The organism is Undibacterium umbellatum (genome assembly GCF_014284125.1).
Lineage (GTDB): Bacteria > Pseudomonadota > Gammaproteobacteria > Burkholderiales > Burkholderiaceae_D > Undibacterium > Undibacterium umbellatum.
Genome location: NZ_JACOFX010000010.1, coordinates 136,733 through 159,006, shown reverse-complemented (window position 1 = coordinate 159,006; position 22,274 = coordinate 136,733). Strand labels below are relative to the sequence as shown.

Here is a 22,274-nt window from a genome sequence, read left to right as displayed (position 1 = left end):
AGAATGATAAATGAGAGTATTGATTACAGGGTCTACAAGTTGGGAAAGCCAGGCTGCAATACGCCGCGAATTCGCTAAGCTTTCATCTGATACCATCATCGTTACTGGCGATACTCCGGGTATTGATGCCCATGCCAAAGTAGTCGCACTGGAATTTGGTTTTGCGGTCGATCCCATGAAAAAAACCAATGCCGACTACCGTGCGTTCCCCGGTGAAGGATGGAAGGGCTTGAATGTCAGGATGTTGGCGACGGGCATAGACCTGGTATTGGCTTTTCATGCAGATTATGGCAAACCTGGTTGCGCCCGAGGTACCCAACATGCCGTCACATTGGCTGAGCAGGCACAGATACCAGTCAAGATTTTCACACAGTAAGCGCTGCAACAAGTGCGAAGGAAAAACCATGATTTCCCACGTATCCATAGGCATACAAGATTTCGACAAGTCTTATGTGTTTTATTCTGCACTAATGAACGAACTGGGCCTGGTCCTGAAATTCAAGGATGCTGACAAACCCTGGGCAGGCTGGATGGCTGCTGACCAGCCACGCCCGCTGTTCGTCATCGGCAAACCCTACAATGGTGAACCAGCACAGCATGGCAATGGCCAAATGGTGGCATTGCTGGCGGCATCACGTGCGACGGTGCAACGTGCTTATGAAACGGCATTGGCAAACGGCGGCACTTGCGATGGCCCGCCGGGTTTGCGCCTGCATTATCATCCGAACTATTACGGCGCATACTTCCGCGACCCTGATGGCAACAAGTTGTGTGTGTGCTGCCATCATGCGGAAGATTGAGTCTTGCTGATGACGACTGCACTTACATTTGTTCCGCCATCCATTCCTTCAAGCCATTCACCCATTTCGCTGCGGGTAATTTATAGGCCAGGCGTATCGCAGTTGCGCGTTCATACAAGTCATCAAAATCTACTGCGGGTGCTTGTTTGAAGGCGATGGCGACGGTGTTGGCATCATGCACCAGCGGTAGCCATACTACTGCATCAAAGGCCTCTTGCAGGGCGGCGAGATTGGCGGTGCAATTCGCCTCATAGTTGTGCGGATTGCCAAACAGGTTGACGGTCAGCATGCCATCTTCATTCAAGGTATCGGCGCAAGCCTGGTAGAACGCTGCGCTGCTCAGTGCAGGGGCTTCGGCAGCGGCATCATATAAATCAATTTGCAGCACGTCGGCCTTACCCTGGTTGGCGCTGTCGTTGACGTAATCCAGCGCATTCATACACAGTACTTGCAAGCGCTCGTCATTGACTGGCAGCTTGAAGTGCTGGTGGCAGGCGGTGATCACTTTGGGATTCAGTTCTATTGCCGTGACCCTGGCTTCGGCAAAGTTGCGGTAGCAAAACTTGGTCAGCGACGCTGCACCCAGGCCTAGCTGGACAATGTGTTGCGGCTCGTGCTTGAACAGCACCCACATCATCATTTGCTGCACATATTCCAGCTCGATCTGGTCAGGAACGGCCATGCGCATGGCACCCTGTATCGCGTCTGAAGAGAGATGCAGGGTACGTACACCCAGGTGTTCGGCAATGGTGACTTCAGGCAGTTCTGTGCTGGCTGCCTGCGTGGCCTTGTATAAATTCATCCCCAGCTTTCGCCTTAATTTCTCAAGCATTATATTGAGGCTTTCGGCCACACTTCCAGGCCTTCGATTTCCATCATTTTTTGCCAGCTGGGGCGGGCAATGATCAACTGGGCCAGTTTGTTCAACGCAGGCCATTCAGTCGCCGGGCGTGGCATATTGCGCGACCAGCGCATCAGCATGGTCAGTTGCAGGTCGGCAGCAGAAAATGTCTCACCCAGCAGATAAGGACCACTCTTGCTGAGATGCTGGTCGAGTTGATCCCAGATGGCAGCGATACGCTTTTGCAAGGCTGCTCGGGTAGATTCGTTATGTTCTTCAAAACCCAGCTCAGACGGATAAAACCAGGTACGGAAAGCAGATTGCAGGCTGCCACTGATGAAGATGATCCATTGCCGCCATTGATCGCGCTCTACAGTGCCTGTGTCAGGTACCAGGCCTGCTTCAGGATGGCGTTCGGACAAGAGCATCAGCAAGGTAGCTGATTCCAGATAAGGAAGGCCATCAATGACCAGAGTCGGCACTACACCATTCGGGTTCAGACGCAGATACTCAGGATCTTTTTGCTGCTTCTTTTCTACATCGACCAGCTTCAATTCATGCGCGGCACCAATTTCCAATAAAGCCAGGTGTATGACCATGCTGGCTGTGCCGGGGCAGTAATACAGGGTGTACATGTTTTGTCCTTGATGAGTTTTTATTGATAGTGCTTAGTTCTGGTGCGGCTGTCCGCAAACCAGGCATTGCTGGTTTTTGCTGATGCCTATGCTGGTCCAGTCCATGCGCAAGGCATCCAGCAACAGCAGGCGGCCCGTTAGTGCCTGGCCTATACCCATGATGACTTTCAATGCTTCGGCGGCCTGCATGCTGCCTATGATGCCTACCAGAGGAGAAAACACGCCCATGGTAGAGCACAAGACTTCTTCAAACGGCTGGTTCGGCGGGAACAGGCAGGCATAGCAAGGCGATGTAGCATCACGACTGTCAAACACACTGATCTGGCCATCAAAACTGATGGCCGCACCGGATACCAGCGGTATACCGAATTTGACACAGGCGGCATTGACGGCATGGCGGGTAGCAAAATTGTCGCAACAATCGAGGACGATGCTGGCCTGGCTGACCAGTTCTTCCAGGCGTGCTTCAGCGGCTCGCTCTTGCAGGGCAATAATATTTATTTCCGGGTTGATGGCTTCCAGGGTGTGCTTGCCGGAGCTGACCTTGGCCATGCCTACGGCCGCGGTGGTATGCATGATCTGGCGCTGCAGATTGGTCAGGTCCACACTGTCATTATCGACCAGAGTGATGTGGCCCACCCCGGCACTGGCCAGATACAGGGCCGCCGGTGAACCCAGACCACCGGCACCGATGATGAGGGCGCGCGCCTCAGTGATTTTTTGCTGACCTTCTATTCCTATCTGGTCGAGCAGGATATGACGGGAATAGCGTAAGAGTTGCTGATCGTTCATCGTTGTAAAAAAGGCCGCTATTGAAGTAAGCGGCCTTTTCTTTTTATCAGGGTTTATTCAGGGGGTGTTACTTCTTTTTGCTGTCGGTTTTGTGTTCAGTCTTATCTGATTTGCCAGCTTTGTCAGCATCCTTGCCGTCTTTGGCTTCCTTATCGATGACTTTGGCTTCTGTGACTTTGACTGGCAAGCCTTTCAAGTGATTCAGGGCCTGGGCCAGCTGGAAGTCTTCTGCGCCACCGTATTCCAATGGTTTGCTCTTCTTCGCCAGGGCGATCAGACGCTGCTCTTCTTCCACTTCATCGATTTTAGGACGGGCAACTTCTTTTTCCTTGTCGTTGCTCAGATGTTTTTGCAAATCAGCTTCGCGGGCGCGCAAGCCATTGAAACCATCACCATCTGCGGTTTCTTCTACATTCAAGTCAGGAACGATGCCCTTGGCCTGGATAGAACGGCCATTCGGCGTGTAATAACGGGCTGTAGTCAGCTTGACTGCGGTATCAGCAGAAATCTGGCGTATGGTTTGTACCGAACCCTTGCCAAAGCTTTGTGTGCCAAGGATGGTAGCGCGTTTGTAATCCTGTAAGGCACCGGCGACGATTTCAGACGCAGAGGCCGAACCAGTGTTGATGAGGACTACCATAGGCACGTTCTTGATCGCTTCAGGCAATTTCGCCAGTGGGTCGCTCAAAGTGCGGCCAGAATAGTATTCACGGCGGGCATAAAAAGTCGCCTTGGAATCAGGCAACTGACCATTGGTAGACACTACAGGGACATCCTTGGGCAGGAAAGCGGCAGAAACGCCGATGGCACCAGGCAAGACACCGCCCGGGTCATTACGCAAATCGAGCACCAGGCCTTTGATGGCTGGGTCTTGTGCATACAGGGCCTGGATTTTCTTGGCCATGTCTTCCACCGTCGGTTCCTGGAACTGGGCGATTCTCACCCAGGCATAGCCAGGTTCAACGATCTTGGCCTTGACGCTTTGCTGCTTGATCAGTTCGCGGGTAATCGTGACGACGATAGGTTTGTCTTCACTTTTACGTGCGATGGTCAGGGTGATCTTGGTATTCGGTTCACCGCGCATGCGCTTGACAGCTTCGTCCAGCGTCAAGCCTTTGACTGGCTGAGAATCGAGACGGGTGATCAAATCACCAGGCTTTAAACCAGCGCGATAGGCAGGAGAATCTTCGATAGGGGAGATGATCTTGACATAACCATCTTCCATACCGACCTCAATACCCAGGCCGACAAATTTGCCCTGAGTACCTTCTTTTAATTCTTTAAATGATTTCTTGTCCAGGTAGGCTGAGTGCGGGTCGAGTGATGCCACCATGCCGGAAATTGCTTCCGTCAGCAGCTTATTGTCTTCTACAGGCTCGACATAATCTGATTTGATGAGGCCAAAGACGTCGGCGAGCTGTCGCAATTCCTCTACCGGCAGGGAACTACCCGTCGTGGCTTTTTGCGCCACTGCGGAAAACTGCATGGAAACTGCCACGCCGGCAACCATACCGAGGCCGATTAAGCCAAAATTCTTGAATTTGCTGCCCATGTGATTCACCTAAAGCCTATTTAACAACGATCCAGTTCAAAGGATCAAATACACGTCCCTGATGACGTACTTCAAAGTATAAACCTGATTCTTCATTACCGCCGCTGTTTCCGGCACTGGCAATGACATCACCCGTTTTTACCACATCGCCGACGTGCTTCAATACTGCCTGATTATTGCCATACAGGCTCCAGTAGCTGCCGCCATGGTCAACAATCACCATATTTCCATACCCCTTCCACCAATCGGCAAAAATCACTTTGCCCGGGGCGATGGTCTTGATTTCTGCACCTTCACTCGCCTTGATGAACATGCCTTTCCAGCTAGGCCCGTCAGCACGCTTGCTACCAAATTTGGCGAGGATTTCTCCTTTTACCGGCAAACGCAATTGGCCCTTGAGCTTGTCAAACTCACCAGCGGGCGGGGCTGCTGCCCTTGCCTGTTTGGGTGGTTCGTCGTCATCAATCGCATTGGGATTGGTGATTTTCGCTGGCTTTTTGCCTTGTGCTGCCTGTCTGGCTCTTTCTTTCTGTGCTGCTGCAATTCTTTCCTGGCGCTGTTTTTCTTCCAGTGCTGCCCTGGCTGCATCCGCCTTGGCTTGTTCTTCAATTAGTTTATTTAATTGTGAGACCAGATTTGCCAGTCTTTGTTCATCTTTTTCCAGGCTATCAGCCTGTTTTTTTTGTACATATAATTTTTCTGCCAACTGACTTACTAATGTGGCATGACGTTTTTTCTCTTTTTCCAGTGCCAGCTTGTGACTTTTTTCTTCATCCGCAATTTCATCAAGTTCCGCCTTGGCTTCCTTGGCCTCTTCGGCATTTTTTTCCACTGCTTGCAGACTCACGCGCAAGGCATCGATCATCTTGGCTTGGGTTTGCGATACATAACTCATGTATTGCAGTTCACGATTGATGCGATTGGGGTTGTCCCCGGAGAGTAGTAATTTGATACGGTCGCTATCACCGCGTATGTACTGACGGCGTAAGAAATTTGATAACTGATTTTTTTGCTTTTCAACCTTGTCGGTCAACGCTTGTTGTTGATCTAAAAGTTGTTTTACCTTTGCTTCAGTCTGCGCCTGTTCTGCCTGTAAGTCACGTAAAGAACGGTTGGCTTCTGAAATTGACTTTTCGGACTCGGCCAGGGCGTCGCTGGCATTGTCCTTGGCAGTTTCTGTTTTATTGATATCGGTTTTGAGGGCTTTCAGGCGGTTTTGCAACTCGGCCCTGTCAGTTTCTGCCTTGTTTTTTTGCTGGGCGCGGGCACTGCTGGCAGCCACAGCCAACGATGCCGTACCTGCCAGTGACAGGCACAGCAAGGCTGCAAGTAAAGACTTGGATTTAAATGGCATTCAACACTTACTTGGACTTGCCCTGGCTGGCCACGGCTTGCAAGGCAGCGGCGATCGCGTCCTGGTCACCCAGATAATAATGTTTGATCGGTTTGAGGTCGGCATCCAGTTCATACACCAGTGGCTGTCCATTCGGGATATTCAGGTTGACGATGTCGTCGTCGCTGATGCCGTCCAGCATCTTGATCAGGGCGCGCAGGCTATTCCCATGAGCAGAAATCAGGATGCGCTTGCCGGAGCGTATTGCCGGGGCAATGCTGTCATCCCACGCTGGCATCACGCGGGCAACTGTATCTTTCAGGCATTCAGTCAGCGGGATCTGGCTGCGTTTCAGGCCAGCATAGCGCGGGTCATTGAAGGAAGTGCGGTCGTCATCTTCTGCCAGTGGCAGTGGTGGCGTATCGTAGCTGCGACGCCACACCAGCACTTGTTCGTCACCATATTTTGCCGCTGTCTCAGCCTTGTTCAAGCCTTGCAGGGCGCCATAGTGGCGCTCGTTCAAACGCCAGTCATGAATCACTGGCAGCCACATCAAATCCATTTCATCGAGTGTGCCCCACAGCGTACGGACCGCACGTTTCAGTACCGAGGTATAGGCCAGATCAAAAGTCAGGCCCGCTTCTTTGAGCAGCTTGCCTGCCTGGGTGGCTTCTGCCACGCCTTTTGCTGTCAGATCAACATCAGTCCAGCCAGTAAAACGGTTGTCCAGGTTCCAGGTAGATTCGCCGTGGCGCATTAAAACGATTTTATACATAGTGTGCTAGAGGGTGAGATAAGATGAGATGAGTGAATTAGTATGCGATTGCGCCATCTATTTTATAATGACGCGCTTCTGATAACCATTCTTACTACTGGAATCCTGTGAAATTCATTCTTGACAATATATTCTGGTTAGGTCTCGCCATTATTTCTGGCGGCGCATTGCTGATACCTGCTTTACAAAGACGTGGTGCCAAGGTATCGCATTTTCAAGCCACACAATACATGAATCAGGGTAAAACCCTGGTGCTGGATGTTCGTAGTGCAGAAGAATTTGCTGCCGGACATTTGCCAAATGCTAAAAATATCCCGCTGTCAGCATTGAACGACAGATTGAAAGAGATAGAAAAGTCAAAAAGCAATGTTGTTATTACGGTATGCGCTTCCGGCGTGCGTTCCTCCAGCGCTGCCAGTTTGCTCAGCAAAGCTGGTTTCAACCAGGTTTTTAGCCTGGATGGTGGTATAGATTCCTGGAAGTCGCAAGGCTTGCCAACAGTAAAGTGAAGCAGGAGAGCATCATGAAAGCCCATGTAGTCATGTATACCACAGCCGTTTGCCCTTATTGCACGATGGCTGAACGCCTGTTGAAGTCCAAGGGTGTGGACGATATAGAAAAAATCCGGGTTGATCTGGACCCTGGTATGCGCGAAGCGATGATGAAGAAAACCGGTCGCCGCACTGTGCCCCAAATCTATATAGGCGACACCCATGTAGGTGGTTTTGATGACATTTCGGCCCTCGACAGGGCGGGTAAACTTGATCCTTTGCTGAATCCGCTTGAGTAAAAACAGGGATTTGCCAGATTTTCTATGGGTTTGCGCGGTAAATTGCTGTTTTTGCAGACTACTTGCTACAATAGCGCGCTGCGATCTTGAAATGGCTGGAAACGGCCTTATCTGCCAGTCTCGCTGTTCATTATTAATCTTTTAGAATTTTAGAAAGTTTCACATGTCTGACGAAAATCTGCAGCCCGTATTCCAAATTCAACGCGTTTATCTGAAAGATTTGTCGCTTGAACAGCCTAATTCTCCAGCAATTTTCCTGGAACAAGAAGCCCCTGGCATAGAAGTGTCCGTTGATGTTGGCTCTGAAAAGCTTGCAGATGGCATCTACGAATCCACAGTGACAGTGACTGTTACTGCAAAAATCGGCGAAAAAGTGGCTTTCCTGGTTGAAGGCAAACAAGCTGGTATTTTCGAAGCGCGCAATATCCCTGAAGATCAACTCGATCCTCTGCTGGGTATCGGCTGCCCTAACATCGTCTATCCATATCTGCGTTCCAACGTAGCTGATGCGATCACACGTGCTGGTTTCCCTCCTATCCATTTGTCGGAAATCAATTTTGAAGCTTTCTATGCGCAACGTTTGACAATTGCTGCTGAACAGGCAAATGCCAACACTGAAGCGCCTACAACAATTCAGTAATTAATTGATACTAATCCGGCCCAGGCCGGATTAGTATGAGAAAGATAGCCATGCCACGCCTGCTGAAGCCCTTGCCTCTGCTGTTTTTGACGCTGCTCGCGAGTAGTGCTGCTCAGGCTTTGGAGTTCCGTGCTATCGGTGCTTCGCCGGTGATCATGTACGATGCACCTTCTGCCAAAGGTGGTAAATTGGCGGTCGCCCCACGAGGTATGCCGGTGGAAGTGGTGTTTACTTCCGGCGCATGGAGTAAAGTACGTGATGTCAGTGGCGACATGAGCTGGGTCGAGTCAAAAGACTTGATCACCCGCCGCAGTCTCATCGTACGTGCAGCCAATGCCAAGATCAGGGCAACTGCAGACGAATCCTCGCCCCTTGTGTTCAGTGCCGACAAGCATGTCTTGCTGGAAATGGCCGAGCCTGCGGTGGCGGGTTGGGTTAAAGTGAAGCACCGCGACGGCCAGCTTGGTTTTGTCAAAGTCAATGAAGTCTGGGGCTTGTAGTGCCTGGATTGCATGTTTAGGCAGATGACAGTTTGCAAAAAAGGACAGCCTGCTGTCCTTTTTTTACATCTACCCGGTTATTAAAATAAGCAGGAGTCAGGGACTAGTATGAATATCAGCGTATTGGGTGCAGGGGCCTGGGGTACGGCGATGGCAATTGCCTTTGCAGCAAAAAATAATGTCTTGCTTTGGGGGCGTAATCAGGCTGCCATGTCTGCCATGCAGACAGACAGGCAAAACGAAAGCTATCTGCGCGGCTTCCCGTTCCCTGAGAGCTTGCAGGTCACGGCGGATTTTGCTGCTGCCATGGCGCATGCGGCTGGCTCCGAAGGCTTGCTGGTGATCGCCACCTCAGTCTCGGGTTTGCGCTCTACGCTGGAAGCCTGTAAGGCCTACCAGCCCAATAACATCATCTGGCTATGCAAGGGTTTTGAAGAATCAACCCAGCTTTTGCCACATCAGGTGGCCGGGCAAGTGCTGGGCTCGGGGGTGTCTTTTGGTGCCCTGTCTGGGCCCTCGTTTGCACAAGAAGTCGCCAAAGGCTTGCCCTGTGCGCTGACAATAGCATCTACATCGAGCGAACTCAGCCGCCTGGTGGTGCAAGCCCTGCATGTGAATGCCATGCGCGTGTATTCCAGTGACGATATGGTCGGCGTTGAAGTAGGCGGTGCCGTCAAGAATATCCTGGCGATAGCTACTGGCGTGGCCGACGGCCTGGGCCTGGGCCTGAATGCGCGTGCCGCCCTGATCACCCGTGGTCTGGCAGAAATCAGCCGTCTCGGCGTCGCTCTTGGTGGCCGCTCAGAAACCCTGATGGGTTTGACGGGCGTGGGTGATCTGATCTTGACCTGTACTGGAGACCTGTCTCGTAACCGCAAGGTTGGCCTGGCACTGGCCCAGGGCAAATCTCTGGAGACCATCGTGCAGGAATTGGGTCATGTCGCAGAAGGCGTGCGTTGCGCCCAGGCAGTGCGTTTACTGGCTCAGCGCCTGGGGGTGCAAATGCCGATTACCGATGCAGTGGCAGGTGTCTTGTTTGATGGAATATCCTTGCAAGAGATGATCAGTCGTTTGCTGGCCAGGGATGCCAAGCAGGAAATCCACTAAGACTATCTTAATAGCGCCGTCGATTCTCAGGGGAATGCAAGACACGGGCGATGACGGTATCAGGCACATGGTGCCTGCGCAAGAAGTGCATGGCTTTTGTCAGGCCCATGAGCTCAAGATAGTGAATGCCCAGGTCGACCATAAAGCGTGTCAACACATCACGTCTGCGCAAAGGCTGTTTGTGCATGTGTAGCATTTTCCGGCGTCTGCATCCTGCCATGATGCCATCTCCCTGATGCTGCTGTGGTTACCAAGTGTGGATAACTCAGTGTAGAGCGGCAAAGCACGAACTTAAGCAGTTTTGACATAGCTTAACAAAAATGACCATGGCTACCATGGTCTTTGTCTGTTGCTTGCCACATTTCTGGCTGGTATTGTTACTGGTTCAAATCCGTCGCCGCAATAAAGATGGAGAGCAGATTTTCCAGACCCAACTGGTCTTCTGCTCCGAAGCGCTTCAGACGAGGGCTGTCGATATCAAACACACCGTAAATGACGCCATCCTTAATCAAGGGGATGACGATTTCAGAATTCGAGGCAGAGTCGCAGGCGATATGTCCGGGAAATGCATGCACATCCTCTACCAGCACAGTACGCCGCTCTGCAGCTGCCGTACCACATACCCCGCGTTTGAAAGGAATACGGGTACAGGCAACCTTGCCCTGGAAAGGGCCTAACAGCAAATCATTGGGAAACTCTGCATCCGGTTTGCTGGCCGGTGCGCACAGGTAAAAACCTGCCCAGTTCAAATCGCTGATGCTGCTGTAGATGAAGGCAGAAAACTGGGCTGCATTGGTGACTAGATTGCGCTCACCTTCCAGTACGCTGGCCAACTGGCGTGCCAGCATGGGGTAATCGGGTTGGTCGCTGGCAGCAGAAGTGGTAAACATGGGTGAATTCCAGAAAAGTTAATCTTTCCCCTGCTTGTCTGTGCTTTTGGCCGTGACATGAACTGTAGCATTCACAGGTGGAGATAGGGGTTTGGTATTTCTATTCTTGCTGCCGAGGTAGTCAGGCAAGACTTTCTTGGTCTGACTACCTCGGCCTTTGGCCGGGGCTTGTGAAGGCTCAACGCGAAACTGCATGCGTTGTCGTGTTGCCAGCGCCTTGTTTGCCATACCAAACCCCGGATTTATAAATTAATTTACAGTACGTAGCGTGACAGATCTTCATTCACCGACAGGGCTTCCAGGCGTTCATTGACATAGGCCGCATCAATGATCACAGTCTTGCCGGTATTTTGGTGGGCATTGAAAGAAATCTCTTCCAACAGCTTTTCCATGACCGTGTACAAGCGGCGGGCACCGATATTTTCTGTCGTTTCATTGACTGAATAAGCGATACCAGCCAGACGTTCGACGCCTTCAGGTGTGAAGTCTATCTGCACTTCTTCCGTTGCCAGCAAAGCCTGGTACTGGCGTGTCAGGCAGGCATCGGTGCCTGTCAAAATACGTTCAAAATCAGCAATGGACAAAGATTCCAGTTCCACACGGATAGGGAAGCGGCCTTGCAACTCAGGGATCAGGTCAGACGGCTTGGCCAGATGGAAAGCGCCGGAAGCAATAAACAGGATATGGTCAGTCTTGACCATGCCGTACTTGGTATTCACTGTCGTGCCTTCTACCAGTGGCAGCAAGTCGCGCTGTACACCAGCGCGTGAAACTTCTGCGCCACCAGTTTCTGAACGCGAAGCGATCTTGTCGATCTCATCGAGGAAGACGATGCCATTTTGCTCTACATTGCGAATCGCATCCTGCTTTAATTCTTCTTCATTGACCAGTTTGCCCGCTTCTTCTTCTATCAGCAGCTTCATCGCTTCCTTGATTTTCAGCTTGCGTGATTTCTTGCGGCCATTGCCCATGCCCGAAAACATGGTCTTGATTTGCTCGGTCATTTCTTCCATGCCAGGTGGGGCCATGATTTCCATGTGTGCTACACCTTCTGCCACTTCGATTTCAACTTCCTTGTCATCCAGCGCACCTTCACGCAGACGCTTGCGGAAAGTCTGGCGGGTAGTATTGTCAGCAGGTGCAGCTTCGGTTTCGCTAGGCTGGAAACCAAAATCGCGCGCTGGCGGCAACAGGATGTCGAGGATGCGGTCTTCTGCCGCATCTTCGGCGCGGGCGCGCACTTTGCGGGTAGCCGCTTCGCGGGTTTGCTTGATGCCGATATCGACGAGGTCGCGTATGATGGTATCAACATCACGACCGACATAACCAACTTCAGTGAACTTGGTGGCTTCTATCTTGATAAAGGGTGCATCAGCCAGCCTGGCCAGGCGACGGGCGATCTCGGTTTTGCCTACGCCGGTAGGTCCTATCATCAAGATGTTTTTAGGCGTGATTTCATGGCGCAGCGGTTCTTGCACCTGTTGACGGCGCCAGCGGTTACGCAGGGCGATCGCGACAGCGCGCTTGGCCTTGGACTGGCCAACCACATGTTTATCAAGTTCAGAGACTATCTCTTGCGGGGTCATGTTCATTGCATATTCCAATCTATTCCAGTGTTTCTATGGTGTGCGACAAGTTGGTATAAATGCACAACTCACCAGCAATAGTCAGTGACTTTTTGACGATGTCGATGGGCGACAAGTCAGTATTTTCAAACAGGGCAATCGCGGCGGACTGAGCAAACGTGCCACCCGAGCCTATCGCGCCTATCCCCTGGTTGGGTTCCAGCACATCCCCATTACCGGTGATGACCAGTGTTGTATCCTTGTCAGCTACCAGCAGCATGGCTTCCAGGCGTCGCAACATGCGGTCTGTGCGCCAGTCTTTGGCCAGTTCCACAGAGGCGCGCATCAAATGGCCCTGGTGTTTTTCCAGCTTGGATTCAAAACGTTCTATCAGGGTGAAGGCATCTGCAGTTCCGCCAGCAAAACCTGCCAGCACCTTGTTGTGATACAGCTTGCGTACCTTGCGGGCAGTCCCCTTCATGACGATATTGCCCAGTGTCACCTGGCCGTCGCCACCCAGGGCCACCAGATTACCGCGTCGCACCGTCAAAATGGTGGTGCCGTGAAATTGTTCCATATGAACCTCAAAGAATATTGCCATTCCTGCAAACTGATCAAGCCATAAGCCAGTAGCAAGCAGGGAAAGCAGGCCAAATTGCCTGTTTTGTTGAAAATGGGGTGTTTTTTCTGAATTGCAAGCATGAAAAAACCGGGTGCATGTTTCACCCGGCAGCAGGCTGCTTGCCTGCCTTTTTGAGTTTAGTGCTTGCGGGGGATGATGCTGGCGATGTTTTTCAGGCCCATGGCATTGAATAACATCATGACCAGATAATTGACGCCTTCAAAGCGTATATTCATGCCAGCTTTGCTGGCAATCGGTGCCAGGCCATTTAGCAATTGTGCAGAGGCCCCAAATTCCACCCTTTCCAGACGGGTGCAATCAAGAATCAGCGGATTGTGCTGTTCTGCCTGCAGGGCAATATTGGATATCAGGAATTCTGTCTTGCCTTCGACCACTTTTGGCATCATATAGCGGTCAGTTGCTTCTTCCTGCTCCTGGACTTCAGGCATGGCGCTGGTGATATTGTTCTTCGGCGCTTCAAATGAAGGAGGCGACACTTCGAAAGTAATACAGTAATCCATACTGACTTCTTCGAAGGCTTGTTCAAAATGCAGTAATTGCAAAATTTCCAGCAACAACAACCAGGGTGCTTCGGTTTCATCACGGCGGCCCACCAGCAAAATGCTGCGGATTTTATCTGCCAGGTCTTTGGCACCTACCAGCATCAAGTCATGACCGGATTTTTTTAAGCCCTTGAGTGCGCGCAATAACAAGCCGCAGCCTATGGGGTCTACTTCCTTGACGCGCGAAAAATCCAGGCGCAAGCTTTTGCTCTTGCCTGCAGCTACCTGCAATTTTTCCAGTGACTTGATGGTGCCGCTATCGAGTTTGGCAGGAAAACTGACATTCGCTACCGTGGTGTCGCCCTGAACTTCGGCATCGTTGTCGTTGGCGGTTTGATTTTCAGGCCACAGTGGCGGTGAGGTTTCAAATTTATTGGCGTAATCGAGCGACAGGCTTTCAAACTTGTGCTGGTCATTGGTAATGCGGTACAGGTCAAACAGCATTTGCCAGCCAATTTCCGTGGCACCACCAAGCTCGTGGTTATGCACGGCAGAAGCCAGCATTTGCTCGGCGACTTCATTCTGGCCGCTGGCAAACAGGATGGCTGCTTCTTCAAGTACCGGGACGGTTTCGCTATAGGCGAGAGCAGATGCTGACATTTCCGAATTTTGCCCCAACAGATAATCTGTAGGCATCATCATCGGCAATGTGGTCTGGAATTCTACTGGCGGCGCTTTTCTTTCCAGCGGCTCGGTCGGTGCGCCCAGATCAGTTTTGGTAAAGGTCGGCGGACGGGTTTTGACGATGTCGCGCGACATTTCAAATTCTATGGCATCTATTTTTCTCTCGGTAGCGCGGGCGATATGGCGCTGAGCAATAATCGAATTGCTAAAAACCTCACTGTCCTGGAAACCGCCAATGACGGTATTACCATTCTTGGAGCGCGTCTTTCTCGAAGAAGATTTCTCGGTGGAGCGATCTTCTTGCTTGACACCTTTTTTACCGAAAAGAGAAAAAATCCCCACTTTGTTCCCGAATAAGAATAGAAGCGCTGACAGTCCGGCAGCGAATTTGACGAGTGCTTAGTATATTCTGATTTCCGTGTGAATGGTTGACTGGGCTCAACTACAAGAAACAGTTTTTCGTCGAATGTTCTGTTAACTGCTCCCCATGATCGTCGAAAACCTTGCAAAAAAGCAGCATTTTTGCAGAAAATGGAGGCGGATACCGCCTCCTATACAAACAGCTTATGAATTAATAACTTAAGTGTCAATTACATCTGCTTACATTTTTCTTGCAATTCTTAGCTGATTTTTTAACATTAAAAGCTGGCTCTGAGCCCTGCCATGACATTTCTACCAGGTTGTGGCAGGGTTTCTTTCAACACTGAAGTAGAAAGACGGATATCCTGATTCAGGAGATTCTTCGCCATCAGGAACCAGGTCAGTTGCATATTCTGGTAAGGGTGGGTGTAAGTCACGCTGGTATCAACCTTGGTATAAGCTGGTGTAACAAAAGCCTCAAAACTAGCCAGTCTGTCCTGGCGCTGAGCATGCAAGACATTCACACCCGCACGCCAGCCACCAGTGCGGTAAGTCAGGTCAAAGCCGGTACGGGTTGCTGGTTGCAGCGGCAAATTGCCCAAATTATCGAGACTGCCGCGCGAATAATCGGCAAAAGCACGGCCTGACCAGCCTTCACCCAGCAGATTGTAACTGATCTCGGCTTCACCGCCGCGTATGGTGGCCGATGCCTGCGACCAGTTGCGCAAAGTGAATTCGGCATCAGCATCGGGCATGCCTGCTTCATCTACTTTGATACCGTTAGTATGGCCGTAGATGTAATTATTCACCTTGTTCAAGAAGGCATTGATTTTCCAGCGCAGCAGGCCATGCGTCTTTTGCAGGCTGAGTTCCAGATTACGTGAAGCTTCTTTCTTCATATCGACACTACCAATGTCGAAAGTGGCCGTCGATTCATGTGGGCCAGCTGAATACAATTCCTCTGTCGCCGGTGCACGCTGCGCCCATGACAGACTCAAGCCTGCACCATAAGATTTATCAAATTGCCACAGACCACCTAGAGAGGCTGAGAACAAGTTGAAATCACGCGCTTTCAGTCCAGTACTGGCGTCCGGGGTGCGCTTCACATTTTCAAAGCGCATACCTGTGCTGGCCATGACATCGGCAAATTGTTTTTGTTCTACAAAAAAGGCAGCAACAGAAGTGGATTTGGTGTTGGGCACAGTGTCGGCACGGCCAGTTTCAGCAGACAAGGCAGAGAACTTTACCTGCTCGGTCTGCAAACCCCAGCTACCTTGCCAACCTGCCCAGGATGGATGAGACAAGATGATGCGGCTTTCCAGCATCTGGTTCTTGAAATTGGTGATGGGTGTGCCATCTTCGGATTTTTCTGTGTGCTTGTAGTCGGTCGCGCTGAATTTATATTTGAGGCTGTCGAAACCACTTAATGGTGAATTCAGCAAGCCATCAATATCCAGACGGTTTTGATTCAAATCGATGAAAGAACGTTCTTCCGTTGGTATGCCATAGCGGTCATTCAGTGTTTGTACAGCCGCACCTATATACCCCCAGTTTTGGATGAGCGAGGCGCCGGCTGTCAAAGAAGATTCACGGGTAAAGCTGGAAGGCATACTTCCATTGCCAGGTATTTTGTAGTTTCCCGTGTCGCGGCTGCTGCCATCCACATGCAGGCCAATGACGCCGCTGGAGCCGTCGAGGGAAAACGACAGGCTCTTTTCCTGATTCACCGTACCCAGACGTACTTCAGCTTCGCCCGTCACTTTCTTGTTCAAAACAGTGGGTATGCGGTTGTCGATGACATTGACCAGCCCGCCTATGGCGCCACTGCCGTACAGCAAGGCCGCCGGACCTCGCAAGACTTCTATCTGCTGTGCAGTAGCACTTTCACTGGCGACTGCATGGTCATTCGACAGGCTCGATACATCCGCCACAGACATGCCATTTTGCAGGATCTTGACCCTTGGGCCTTCCAGGCCACGGATAATCGGGCGCGATGCGCCAGCACCAAAACCGGAAGCGGATACACCCAGTTCGCTCCCCAGCGTGTCGCCCAGAGAAGTGCCGACTTTGGCCCTGAGTTCAGGTCCAGAAAGAATCTTGGCGGGGGTAAGCACTTGCATATTCTCATCGTTACTGATGGGATTGGAAGTGACGGTGACAGTGTTGATTGTATTGCCGGGGGCACTTTCGGCCAGGGCCTGAGTGGTAGGCGTCAAAAGGGCCAGCACGGCGCTGGTGATCAGTGTGCGTTGAAAAACCATGGTGTTTCCTGTTTGCGAAATGAGGCAAAAAATAGAGCGAAGAATGACAAGACCTCAGGCGCAAGCATTGCGCCTGAAAAATCAAATAACCTCAGGCCTCGTAAAGGAAGCCAGGGCTTTCATCATGCAAGCAGGGAAGGTGGGGCGCGGGAAGAGAAGGGGACTTGCAGGGCTGCCAGCCAGCTCAGTATGGCTGCGCGGGAGCCAGCGACTGCCTTGCTGCTATGGCTGGCCATGGCATCCGGTAGATGTTGCAGGTATTCTGCTGCTGTCGCAGCGTCATACAGGGCGCAAGAGTGCAAGATATTGCCATCGTCCTGGCTGCCGAACAGGAAAGCGCCAAGTTGCGCAGCAGGCTGCAGCACAACAGCAGGGGCTTGATTGCCGTTCCAGCCAGCATGCGAAATCTTATGTGCCAGCCCCAGCCATTGTGTGAACAATAAGACAGGCAATAGCAGGCACAGCAACCAGCGTTTGCTATTGTGCGTATTGATCTGTAGGGGCCGTAACATCTTCAGTTTGAATTTCCGGTTTATCTTGCAGTAAAAAATGCTGGAGAATATGTCGTAAAAAACCGACATTTATTTGTCATTGTACAAATTAAATGGATTAAAGCACATTATGTGTGACAAATAAGAACCAGCATTAAGAACGAATTATCGCGCAAAAGTTCATTGGTATGCAACTTGGTTGCATATTGTGGCAATAAAAAAGCGCGCAGTTGCCACCGCACGCTTTTGTGAGCCAGAAGCGTTACAAATTGATGTTAATGCTCAGTCACCGTACAACTTTTGCTTCATTTCACGTCTTTGCTGTGCTTCCAGCGACAGGGTCGCTGTTGGACGCGCCAGCAGGCGTGGAACACCAATGGGTTCACCGGTTTCTTCGCACCAGCCGTAATCGCCTTCATCAATACTATTGATGGATTGCTGTACCTTCTTCAGCAATTTGCGTTCACGATCGCGGGTGCGCAATTCCAGCGCGTGTTCTTCCTCTATCGTGGCACGGTCTGCCGGGTCTGGTACTAATACGGTTTCACGAAGATGCTCGGTGGTTTCGTCGGCGTTCTTCAATAAATCCTTCTCAAGCTGCTGCAAACGGGCCTTGAAAAATGCCAGTTGTGCAGCGTTCATATAGTCCTTCTCGCCCATCTTGAGGATTTCTTCCTCCGTGAGCAGAGCTTCGGGTGCGCTGACTGTAGCAGTCGATTTAGGTGATTTAGTTGCCACTTCGCTAACTTTCGATACGACGGGTTAATACATAGAACAAATCTGAAACAACATTTGTCCCAGACAATTATCCTCCCCTTATTGATAAAGTAAATGACATTTGCATGAATGCCACTTGCACGACAGACAACGTCTGACTTCAATAGCCCGCTAGTTTATACCAAACAATGCTCCAAACCTTGAATAAATATGTCTTTAGGTAGATTTTTGCCAATAAACACCATCTTGCTTTCGCGCAACTCATCTTCTCCCCACTTGGCCCCGACATCCGTCCCCATGATTTGATGCACGCCCTGGAAGATGACCTTGCGGTCTGCGCCTTCCATCAACAATACGCCTTTATAACGCAACATGCGCGGTCCAAAGACTTGTACCAGGCCACCCAAAAACTCATCCAGTTGACCGGTATTGAAAGGGCGGGTGCTCTTGAAGACAAAGGCAGCGATATCGTCAGAATGGTGGGCGTGATGGTGGTTGTGTACGTGTGGAGCATGGTCACCGTGATCACCATGTTCTTTGTGCTGGTGATGTTCATGGGTGCAATCGTCAGCGCAGGCATCATGCTCGTGCGCATGCTCTTCTTCTTCCGCACGCAGGAAGTCGGGGTCCAGATCCAGCTTGGCATTCAGGTTGAAGCCTTTCAGATCCAGCACTTCGCTGATGGCAATCTTGCCAAAATCGACGGCGCTGATGGGTGCACGCGGGTTCATGCGTGCCAGGCGGGCGCGTAATGCCGTCACTGCTTCTGCATCGACCAGATCAGTTTTCGACAGCAGGATCTTGTCGGCAAAACCAACCTGGCGCTGGGCTTCTTCATGTTCGTCAAGTTGTTGCATGCCATGGCGGGCATCGACTACCGTAACAACTGCATCCAACATGTAATAGGTGCCAACTTCTTCATCGACAAAAAACGTTTGCGCCACCGGGCCGGGGTTGGCCAGGCCTGTGGTTTCTATGATGACGCGGTCAAAGCTCAGCTTGCCTTCATTCTTTTGCTGTATCAGCTTGCTTAGCGCGACGATCAGGTCACCGCGCACCGTGCAACAGACACAGCCATTATTCATTTCCACGATTTGCTCATTGCTGTCCTGCACCAGGATTTCATTGTCTATATTTTCCTGGCCGAATTCATTTTCAATGACAGCAATCTTGTGGCCATGCTCTTCTTGCAAAATACGGTTCAGCAGCGTGGTCTTGCCAGCACCGAGAAAGCCGGTGAGGATAGTGGTAGGAATTAATGCCATGATTTTTTCTCACAGTTACAGTTTACTTTGCGCAGTCGGCGCACCAGCCTTTGATGGTCAGCTCTATATCGTGACTTTGAAAGCCTCGTCCCAGAGAGGTTTGCAAGCTTGCCTGCAATTGCTCACGCAAGCCAACTGGTTGCTTGGCATCATCAAGGCAAAATACCCTTGCACAGCGCGTACATTTGAAATGCCCATGCTGATGCTGGGCCGGATGTTCCTTGCTACCGGCAGTTTCACTGCCTGTGCTATAGCGAAACACCCTGTCATCGCCAGAAATTTTATGTGCCAGCCCGGCATCGGTCAGGCAATCCAGCGCTCTGTACAAGGTGACTCTGTCCATCTCTGGCAAAGCATCCTGTACTTCGAGATGGGACAGGGCGCGCTGGCTGGCCAGTAATTCTGACAAGACATTCAGGCGTGCACCGGTCACACGCACACCCGCTCCCGACAGCAGGCTGGAGGCTGTGTTGTGATATGCAGGGGCGGCCGGTCTGGCTCGGTTGGTCGGCAATTTCATCGTAAGTCCATGGTTTTACTGGCTGACACAAGAACTGGCATGCGCCATAGCTGTATTATGCCTCAAAATGCAATTCAGTTGCAAAACATGTGTGATTGCTAGCCGCATGTTTGTAAATGGAATTCAGGAAGTCTTGCAAGCCCAGGTGCAGGCAATATCACTATCTCCAAAATCAACTACTGCATCAGCTGTCGCGTAACTTTCATCTTCTGAATGCGCATTCCTGCAGCATGCAATCGTTACTATGTCATTTACATGTCATGTTTGCCAGCTAGACTCCTGCGCTTCTGTCCCTCCCTAAGATACCAAGGAAACTCAGCCATGAACAAACCTAGCGATCGCAACATCAAAGCAATTGATCCTGATGACATTGGATACAACGAAACGACGAACGAGCACTTCAGCTCAGTCCTGGAGACTCGTGTCAGCCGTCGCAATATGCTGCGTGGTGGCGTAGCTACGGCAGTCAGTGCCATGTTTGGCAGTGTCGGTCTGGCAGCTTGCGGTGGATCAAATGACACCGCTGCACCAATCTCAACAACACCGGTTGTTACTACACCAGTTGAAAAACTGTTAGGTTTCACCGCAGTTGCAAAGAGTCTGGCTGACGTAGTTGTTGTGCCTGCTGGCTATACCGCTACTGCTATATATGCTTTGGGTGATCCGCTGACAGCAGCTACACCAGCTTACAAAAACGACGGTACGGATACCGATTTTGAGAACCGTGCCGGCGATCATCATGACGGCATGGAATGGTTCGGTTTATCAGCGGATGGCAAGCCGTCTGCTAGTTCAGTAGAACGTGGCTTGCTTGGCGTAAATCACGAGGCGACTACTGACCAGACGCGCTCTTCATTTTTCATTCATGCTAATGGCGGAACTTCCACATTGCCACGCCCCGCAGTGGAAGTTGATAAAGAAACGGCCCTGCACGGTGTGTCTTTTGTTGAGGTTCGCAAAACTGGCAGCAAGTGGGAATATGTCAAAGATTCCAGCTTCAATCGTCGCTTCACTTGCTTGACTGACATGGAGCTCTCGGGCCCTGTGCGTGGAAACGCCTTGGCTGTCACAAAGTACTCTGGCAATGGACAAAAAACGCGTGGCACGTTGAATAACTGTGGTACAGGAAAAACACCCTGGAATAGCTTCCTGACAGGTGAGGAAAACTGGGCAGGTTACTTCACACGCGGCGCAGCTGATGATGCAGCACGGGCAAGTGACAAGAGTGTTGTTGCACTTAAGCGTTATGGCAGTTCCCAGGGAGGTAATTCCCGTCATGGCTGGGAAACAGGTGGTACGGATGACAAATATGCACGCTGGAATATCAGCAAGCTTGGCACTTCTGCAAATGGTAGCGATGACTACCGTAATGAGATGAACGGTATGGGCTACATCGTCGAGATGGACGCCTATGATAAAACCAAACTGGCAAAAAAACGTACTGCCCTTGGTCGCTTTGCGCATGAAAGTGCAGCTTTTGGTAAGCCAGTCGCAGGTAAACCGCTGGCGGTTTACATGGGTGATGATTCCCGTAACGAATACATCTACAAGTTTGTGTCGACAGCAAACTGGGATGCCGCGGATGCAACGTCAAGCAATGTTTTGGCTACAGGCGACAAGTATCTTGATAGTGGAAAATTGTTTGTAGCTCAGTTCTCCGCAGACGGAAGCGGTAAATGGGTAGAGTTGAGTATGAGTAATCCTCTCATCGCGAACTTTGCTACTTACAAATTTGCTGATCAAGCAGATATTTGCGTGAATGCACGCCTAGCTGCAGATGCAGTGGGTGCAACCAAGATGGATAGACCAGAATGGTGTTCAACAAACCCGGCCAATGGTGAAATCTATTACTCACTGACCAATAACAGCAATCGCAATGTTGATCCAACAGGCTCCTCACAACTGGTACCTGATTCTGCCAACCCACGTGCCTATACCGACATGAAGGGTACGACCGCTCAAAACGGCAATCCGAATGGCCATATTCTGCGCATGAAGGAAGGTGCCGATGGTTCTGCTGCTTTGGTGTTTACATGGGATGTCTATCTGTTTGCCGCTGAAGCAAGCGCAGATGCTGGCAAAATCAATTTGTCCAGCCTGACAAATGATCAAGACATGTCCAGCCCAGACGGACTTGCTTTCAGCCCTGCTACCGGAATCTGCTGGATACAGACAGATGACGGTGCTTACACTGATGTGACTAATTGCATGATGCTTGCAGGTTTGCCAGGGCAAGTCGGTGATGGCGCGAAAGTCACTTTGAGCTATCCAAAAAAAGAAGGTGGGACACTGGATGTCAGCACTTATGTAGGTAAAAAACCAACAGCAGATACACTGAAACGCTTCTTGGTTGGTCCAGTGGCTTGTGAATTGACTGGTATCGCCGAAACTCCAGATGGAAAAGCGTTGTTTGTCAATATACAACATCCTGGCGAGACGACAGCAATGGCAAACATTGCTGATCCAAGCAAATACACCAGCCAGTGGCCAAGCAACGCTGGCTATGGTGCAGGCAAACGCCCACGCTCAGCTACTATCGTGATTACAAAAAATGACGGTGGCCGTATCGGTAGTTGATAATAGTTTTTGCTTCGAAAAAACGGCACATGTGAATGTGCCGTTTTTTTTGGG

Annotated in this window: 25 protein-coding genes; 8 read left to right on the top strand and 17 right to left on the bottom strand. The window is 50.9% G+C overall.

Annotated features, from left to right (window positions below; all coding sequences use genetic code 11):
- Window positions 1–10: 10 nt before the first annotated feature.
- On the top strand, window positions 11–376 hold the full coding sequence (locus H8L47_RS18340) for a hypothetical protein (protein ID WP_186955049.1): 366 nt from the start codon (window positions 11–13) through the stop codon (window positions 374–376).
- A gap of 28 nt (window positions 377–404) precedes the next feature.
- Complete coding sequence (locus tag H8L47_RS18335) at window positions 405–800, top strand: VOC family protein (RefSeq protein ID WP_186955048.1); 396 nt, start codon at window positions 405–407, stop codon at window positions 798–800.
- Between the two features lie 22 nt (window positions 801–822).
- Here the strand turns inward: H8L47_RS18335 and H8L47_RS18330 are convergent, their stop codons facing one another.
- The 6 genes from H8L47_RS18330 to gpmA form a co-directional block, all read right to left on the bottom strand.
- Window positions 823–1,602, bottom strand: coding sequence for a spermine/spermidine synthase domain-containing protein (locus H8L47_RS18330; protein ID WP_186955047.1), 780 nt, complete (start codon window positions 1,600–1,602; stop codon window positions 823–825).
- Between the two features lie 29 nt (window positions 1,603–1,631).
- Window positions 1,632–2,276, bottom strand: a complete 645-nt coding sequence (locus tag H8L47_RS18325) for a glutathione S-transferase family protein (protein ID WP_186955046.1) — start codon at window positions 2,274–2,276, stop codon at window positions 1,632–1,634.
- A 33-nt stretch (window positions 2,277–2,309) separates the two neighbouring features.
- Window positions 2,310–3,068, bottom strand: coding sequence for a HesA/MoeB/ThiF family protein (locus tag H8L47_RS18320; protein ID WP_186955045.1), 759 nt, complete (start codon window positions 3,066–3,068; stop codon window positions 2,310–2,312).
- A gap of 67 nt (window positions 3,069–3,135) precedes the next feature.
- Entirely contained in the window at window positions 3,136–4,620 is a 1,485-nt protein-coding gene (locus tag H8L47_RS18315; protein ID WP_186955044.1) for a S41 family peptidase, read from the bottom strand.
- A 16-nt stretch (window positions 4,621–4,636) separates the two neighbouring features.
- Complete coding sequence (locus H8L47_RS18310; RefSeq protein WP_186955043.1) at window positions 4,637–5,974, bottom strand: murein hydrolase activator EnvC family protein; 1,338 nt, start codon at window positions 5,972–5,974, stop codon at window positions 4,637–4,639.
- Window positions 5,975–5,981: 7 nt separating this feature from the next.
- The gene (gene gpmA / locus H8L47_RS18305) at window positions 5,982–6,728 is read right to left on the bottom strand and encodes a 2,3-diphosphoglycerate-dependent phosphoglycerate mutase (protein ID WP_186955042.1); all 747 of its coding nucleotides are present in this window, start codon (window positions 6,726–6,728) and stop codon (window positions 5,982–5,984) included.
- Window positions 6,729–6,835: 107 nt separating this feature from the next.
- Here gpmA and H8L47_RS18300 point away from each other — a divergent pair, with 107 nt between their 5' ends.
- The 5 genes from H8L47_RS18300 to H8L47_RS18280 all read left to right on the top strand — a co-directional run bounded on the left by H8L47_RS18300 (window position 6,836) and on the right by H8L47_RS18280 (window position 9,765).
- The gene (locus H8L47_RS18300) at window positions 6,836–7,237 is read left to right on the top strand and encodes a rhodanese-like domain-containing protein (protein WP_186955041.1); all 402 of its coding nucleotides are present in this window, start codon (window positions 6,836–6,838) and stop codon (window positions 7,235–7,237) included.
- A 14-nt stretch (window positions 7,238–7,251) separates the two neighbouring features.
- On the top strand, window positions 7,252–7,518 hold the full coding sequence (gene grxC, locus H8L47_RS18295) for a glutaredoxin 3 (RefSeq protein WP_186955040.1): 267 nt from the start codon (window positions 7,252–7,254) through the stop codon (window positions 7,516–7,518).
- A 163-nt stretch (window positions 7,519–7,681) separates the two neighbouring features.
- Entirely contained in the window at window positions 7,682–8,158 is a 477-nt protein-coding gene (secB, locus tag H8L47_RS18290; protein WP_186955039.1) for a protein-export chaperone SecB, read from the top strand.
- 50 nt (window positions 8,159–8,208) lie between these two features.
- Window positions 8,209–8,658, top strand: coding sequence for an SH3 domain-containing protein (locus H8L47_RS18285; protein ID WP_186955038.1), 450 nt, complete (start codon window positions 8,209–8,211; stop codon window positions 8,656–8,658).
- 108 nt (window positions 8,659–8,766) lie between these two features.
- Window positions 8,767–9,765 (top strand): NAD(P)H-dependent glycerol-3-phosphate dehydrogenase, encoded by a 999-nt coding sequence (locus tag H8L47_RS18280; protein WP_186955037.1) that lies wholly within the window; start codon window positions 8,767–8,769, stop codon window positions 9,763–9,765.
- A 7-nt stretch (window positions 9,766–9,772) separates the two neighbouring features.
- On the opposite strand, the gene H8L47_RS18275 is transcribed toward H8L47_RS18280, so the two are convergent.
- The 11 genes from H8L47_RS18275 to H8L47_RS18225 all read right to left on the bottom strand — a co-directional run bounded on the left by H8L47_RS18275 (window position 9,773) and on the right by H8L47_RS18225 (window position 19,643).
- Window positions 9,773–9,952: a hypothetical protein gene (locus H8L47_RS18275; protein WP_186955036.1), complete on the bottom strand. Its 180-nt coding sequence runs from the start codon at window positions 9,950–9,952 to the stop codon at window positions 9,773–9,775.
- A 190-nt stretch (window positions 9,953–10,142) separates the two neighbouring features.
- Entirely contained in the window at window positions 10,143–10,655 is a 513-nt protein-coding gene (locus H8L47_RS18270) for a GAF domain-containing protein (RefSeq protein ID WP_186955035.1), read from the bottom strand.
- A gap of 18 nt (window positions 10,656–10,673) precedes the next feature.
- Window positions 10,674–10,883 carry a hypothetical protein gene (locus H8L47_RS18265; protein ID WP_186955034.1) on the bottom strand — a complete coding sequence of 70 codons (210 nt, stop codon included), beginning with the start codon at window positions 10,881–10,883 and terminating at the stop codon, window positions 10,674–10,676.
- Window positions 10,884–10,909: 26 nt separating this feature from the next.
- Complete coding sequence (gene hslU, locus H8L47_RS18260; protein WP_186955033.1) at window positions 10,910–12,247, bottom strand: ATP-dependent protease ATPase subunit HslU; 1,338 nt, start codon at window positions 12,245–12,247, stop codon at window positions 10,910–10,912.
- 13 nt (window positions 12,248–12,260) lie between these two features.
- Window positions 12,261–12,797, bottom strand: coding sequence for an ATP-dependent protease subunit HslV (hslV, locus tag H8L47_RS18255; protein WP_186955032.1), 537 nt, complete (start codon window positions 12,795–12,797; stop codon window positions 12,261–12,263).
- Between the two features lie 182 nt (window positions 12,798–12,979).
- Entirely contained in the window at window positions 12,980–14,371 is a 1,392-nt protein-coding gene (locus tag H8L47_RS18250; protein ID WP_186955031.1) for an STAS domain-containing protein, read from the bottom strand.
- A gap of 296 nt (window positions 14,372–14,667) precedes the next feature.
- The gene (locus tag H8L47_RS18245) at window positions 14,668–16,650 is read right to left on the bottom strand and encodes a TonB-dependent receptor (RefSeq protein ID WP_186955030.1); all 1,983 of its coding nucleotides are present in this window, start codon (window positions 16,648–16,650) and stop codon (window positions 14,668–14,670) included.
- Between the two features lie 122 nt (window positions 16,651–16,772).
- Entirely contained in the window at window positions 16,773–17,162 is a 390-nt protein-coding gene (locus H8L47_RS18240) for a hypothetical protein (protein WP_186955029.1), read from the bottom strand.
- A gap of 261 nt (window positions 17,163–17,423) precedes the next feature.
- A complete protein-coding gene (gene dksA, locus H8L47_RS18235; protein ID WP_110256573.1) occupies window positions 17,424–17,828 on the bottom strand; it encodes an RNA polymerase-binding protein DksA in 405 nt (134 codons plus the stop codon).
- A 206-nt stretch (window positions 17,829–18,034) separates the two neighbouring features.
- Entirely contained in the window at window positions 18,035–19,123 is a 1,089-nt protein-coding gene (locus tag H8L47_RS18230) for a CobW family GTP-binding protein (protein WP_186955028.1), read from the bottom strand.
- A 22-nt stretch (window positions 19,124–19,145) separates the two neighbouring features.
- Complete coding sequence (locus H8L47_RS18225) at window positions 19,146–19,643, bottom strand: Fur family transcriptional regulator (protein WP_186955027.1); 498 nt, start codon at window positions 19,641–19,643, stop codon at window positions 19,146–19,148.
- 321 nt (window positions 19,644–19,964) lie between these two features.
- On the opposite strand from H8L47_RS18225, the gene H8L47_RS18220 reads away from it, so the two are divergent.
- Window positions 19,965–22,220, top strand: a complete 2,256-nt coding sequence (locus H8L47_RS18220) for a PhoX family protein (RefSeq protein ID WP_186955026.1) — start codon at window positions 19,965–19,967, stop codon at window positions 22,218–22,220.
- Window positions 22,221–22,274: the final 54 nt, after the last annotated feature.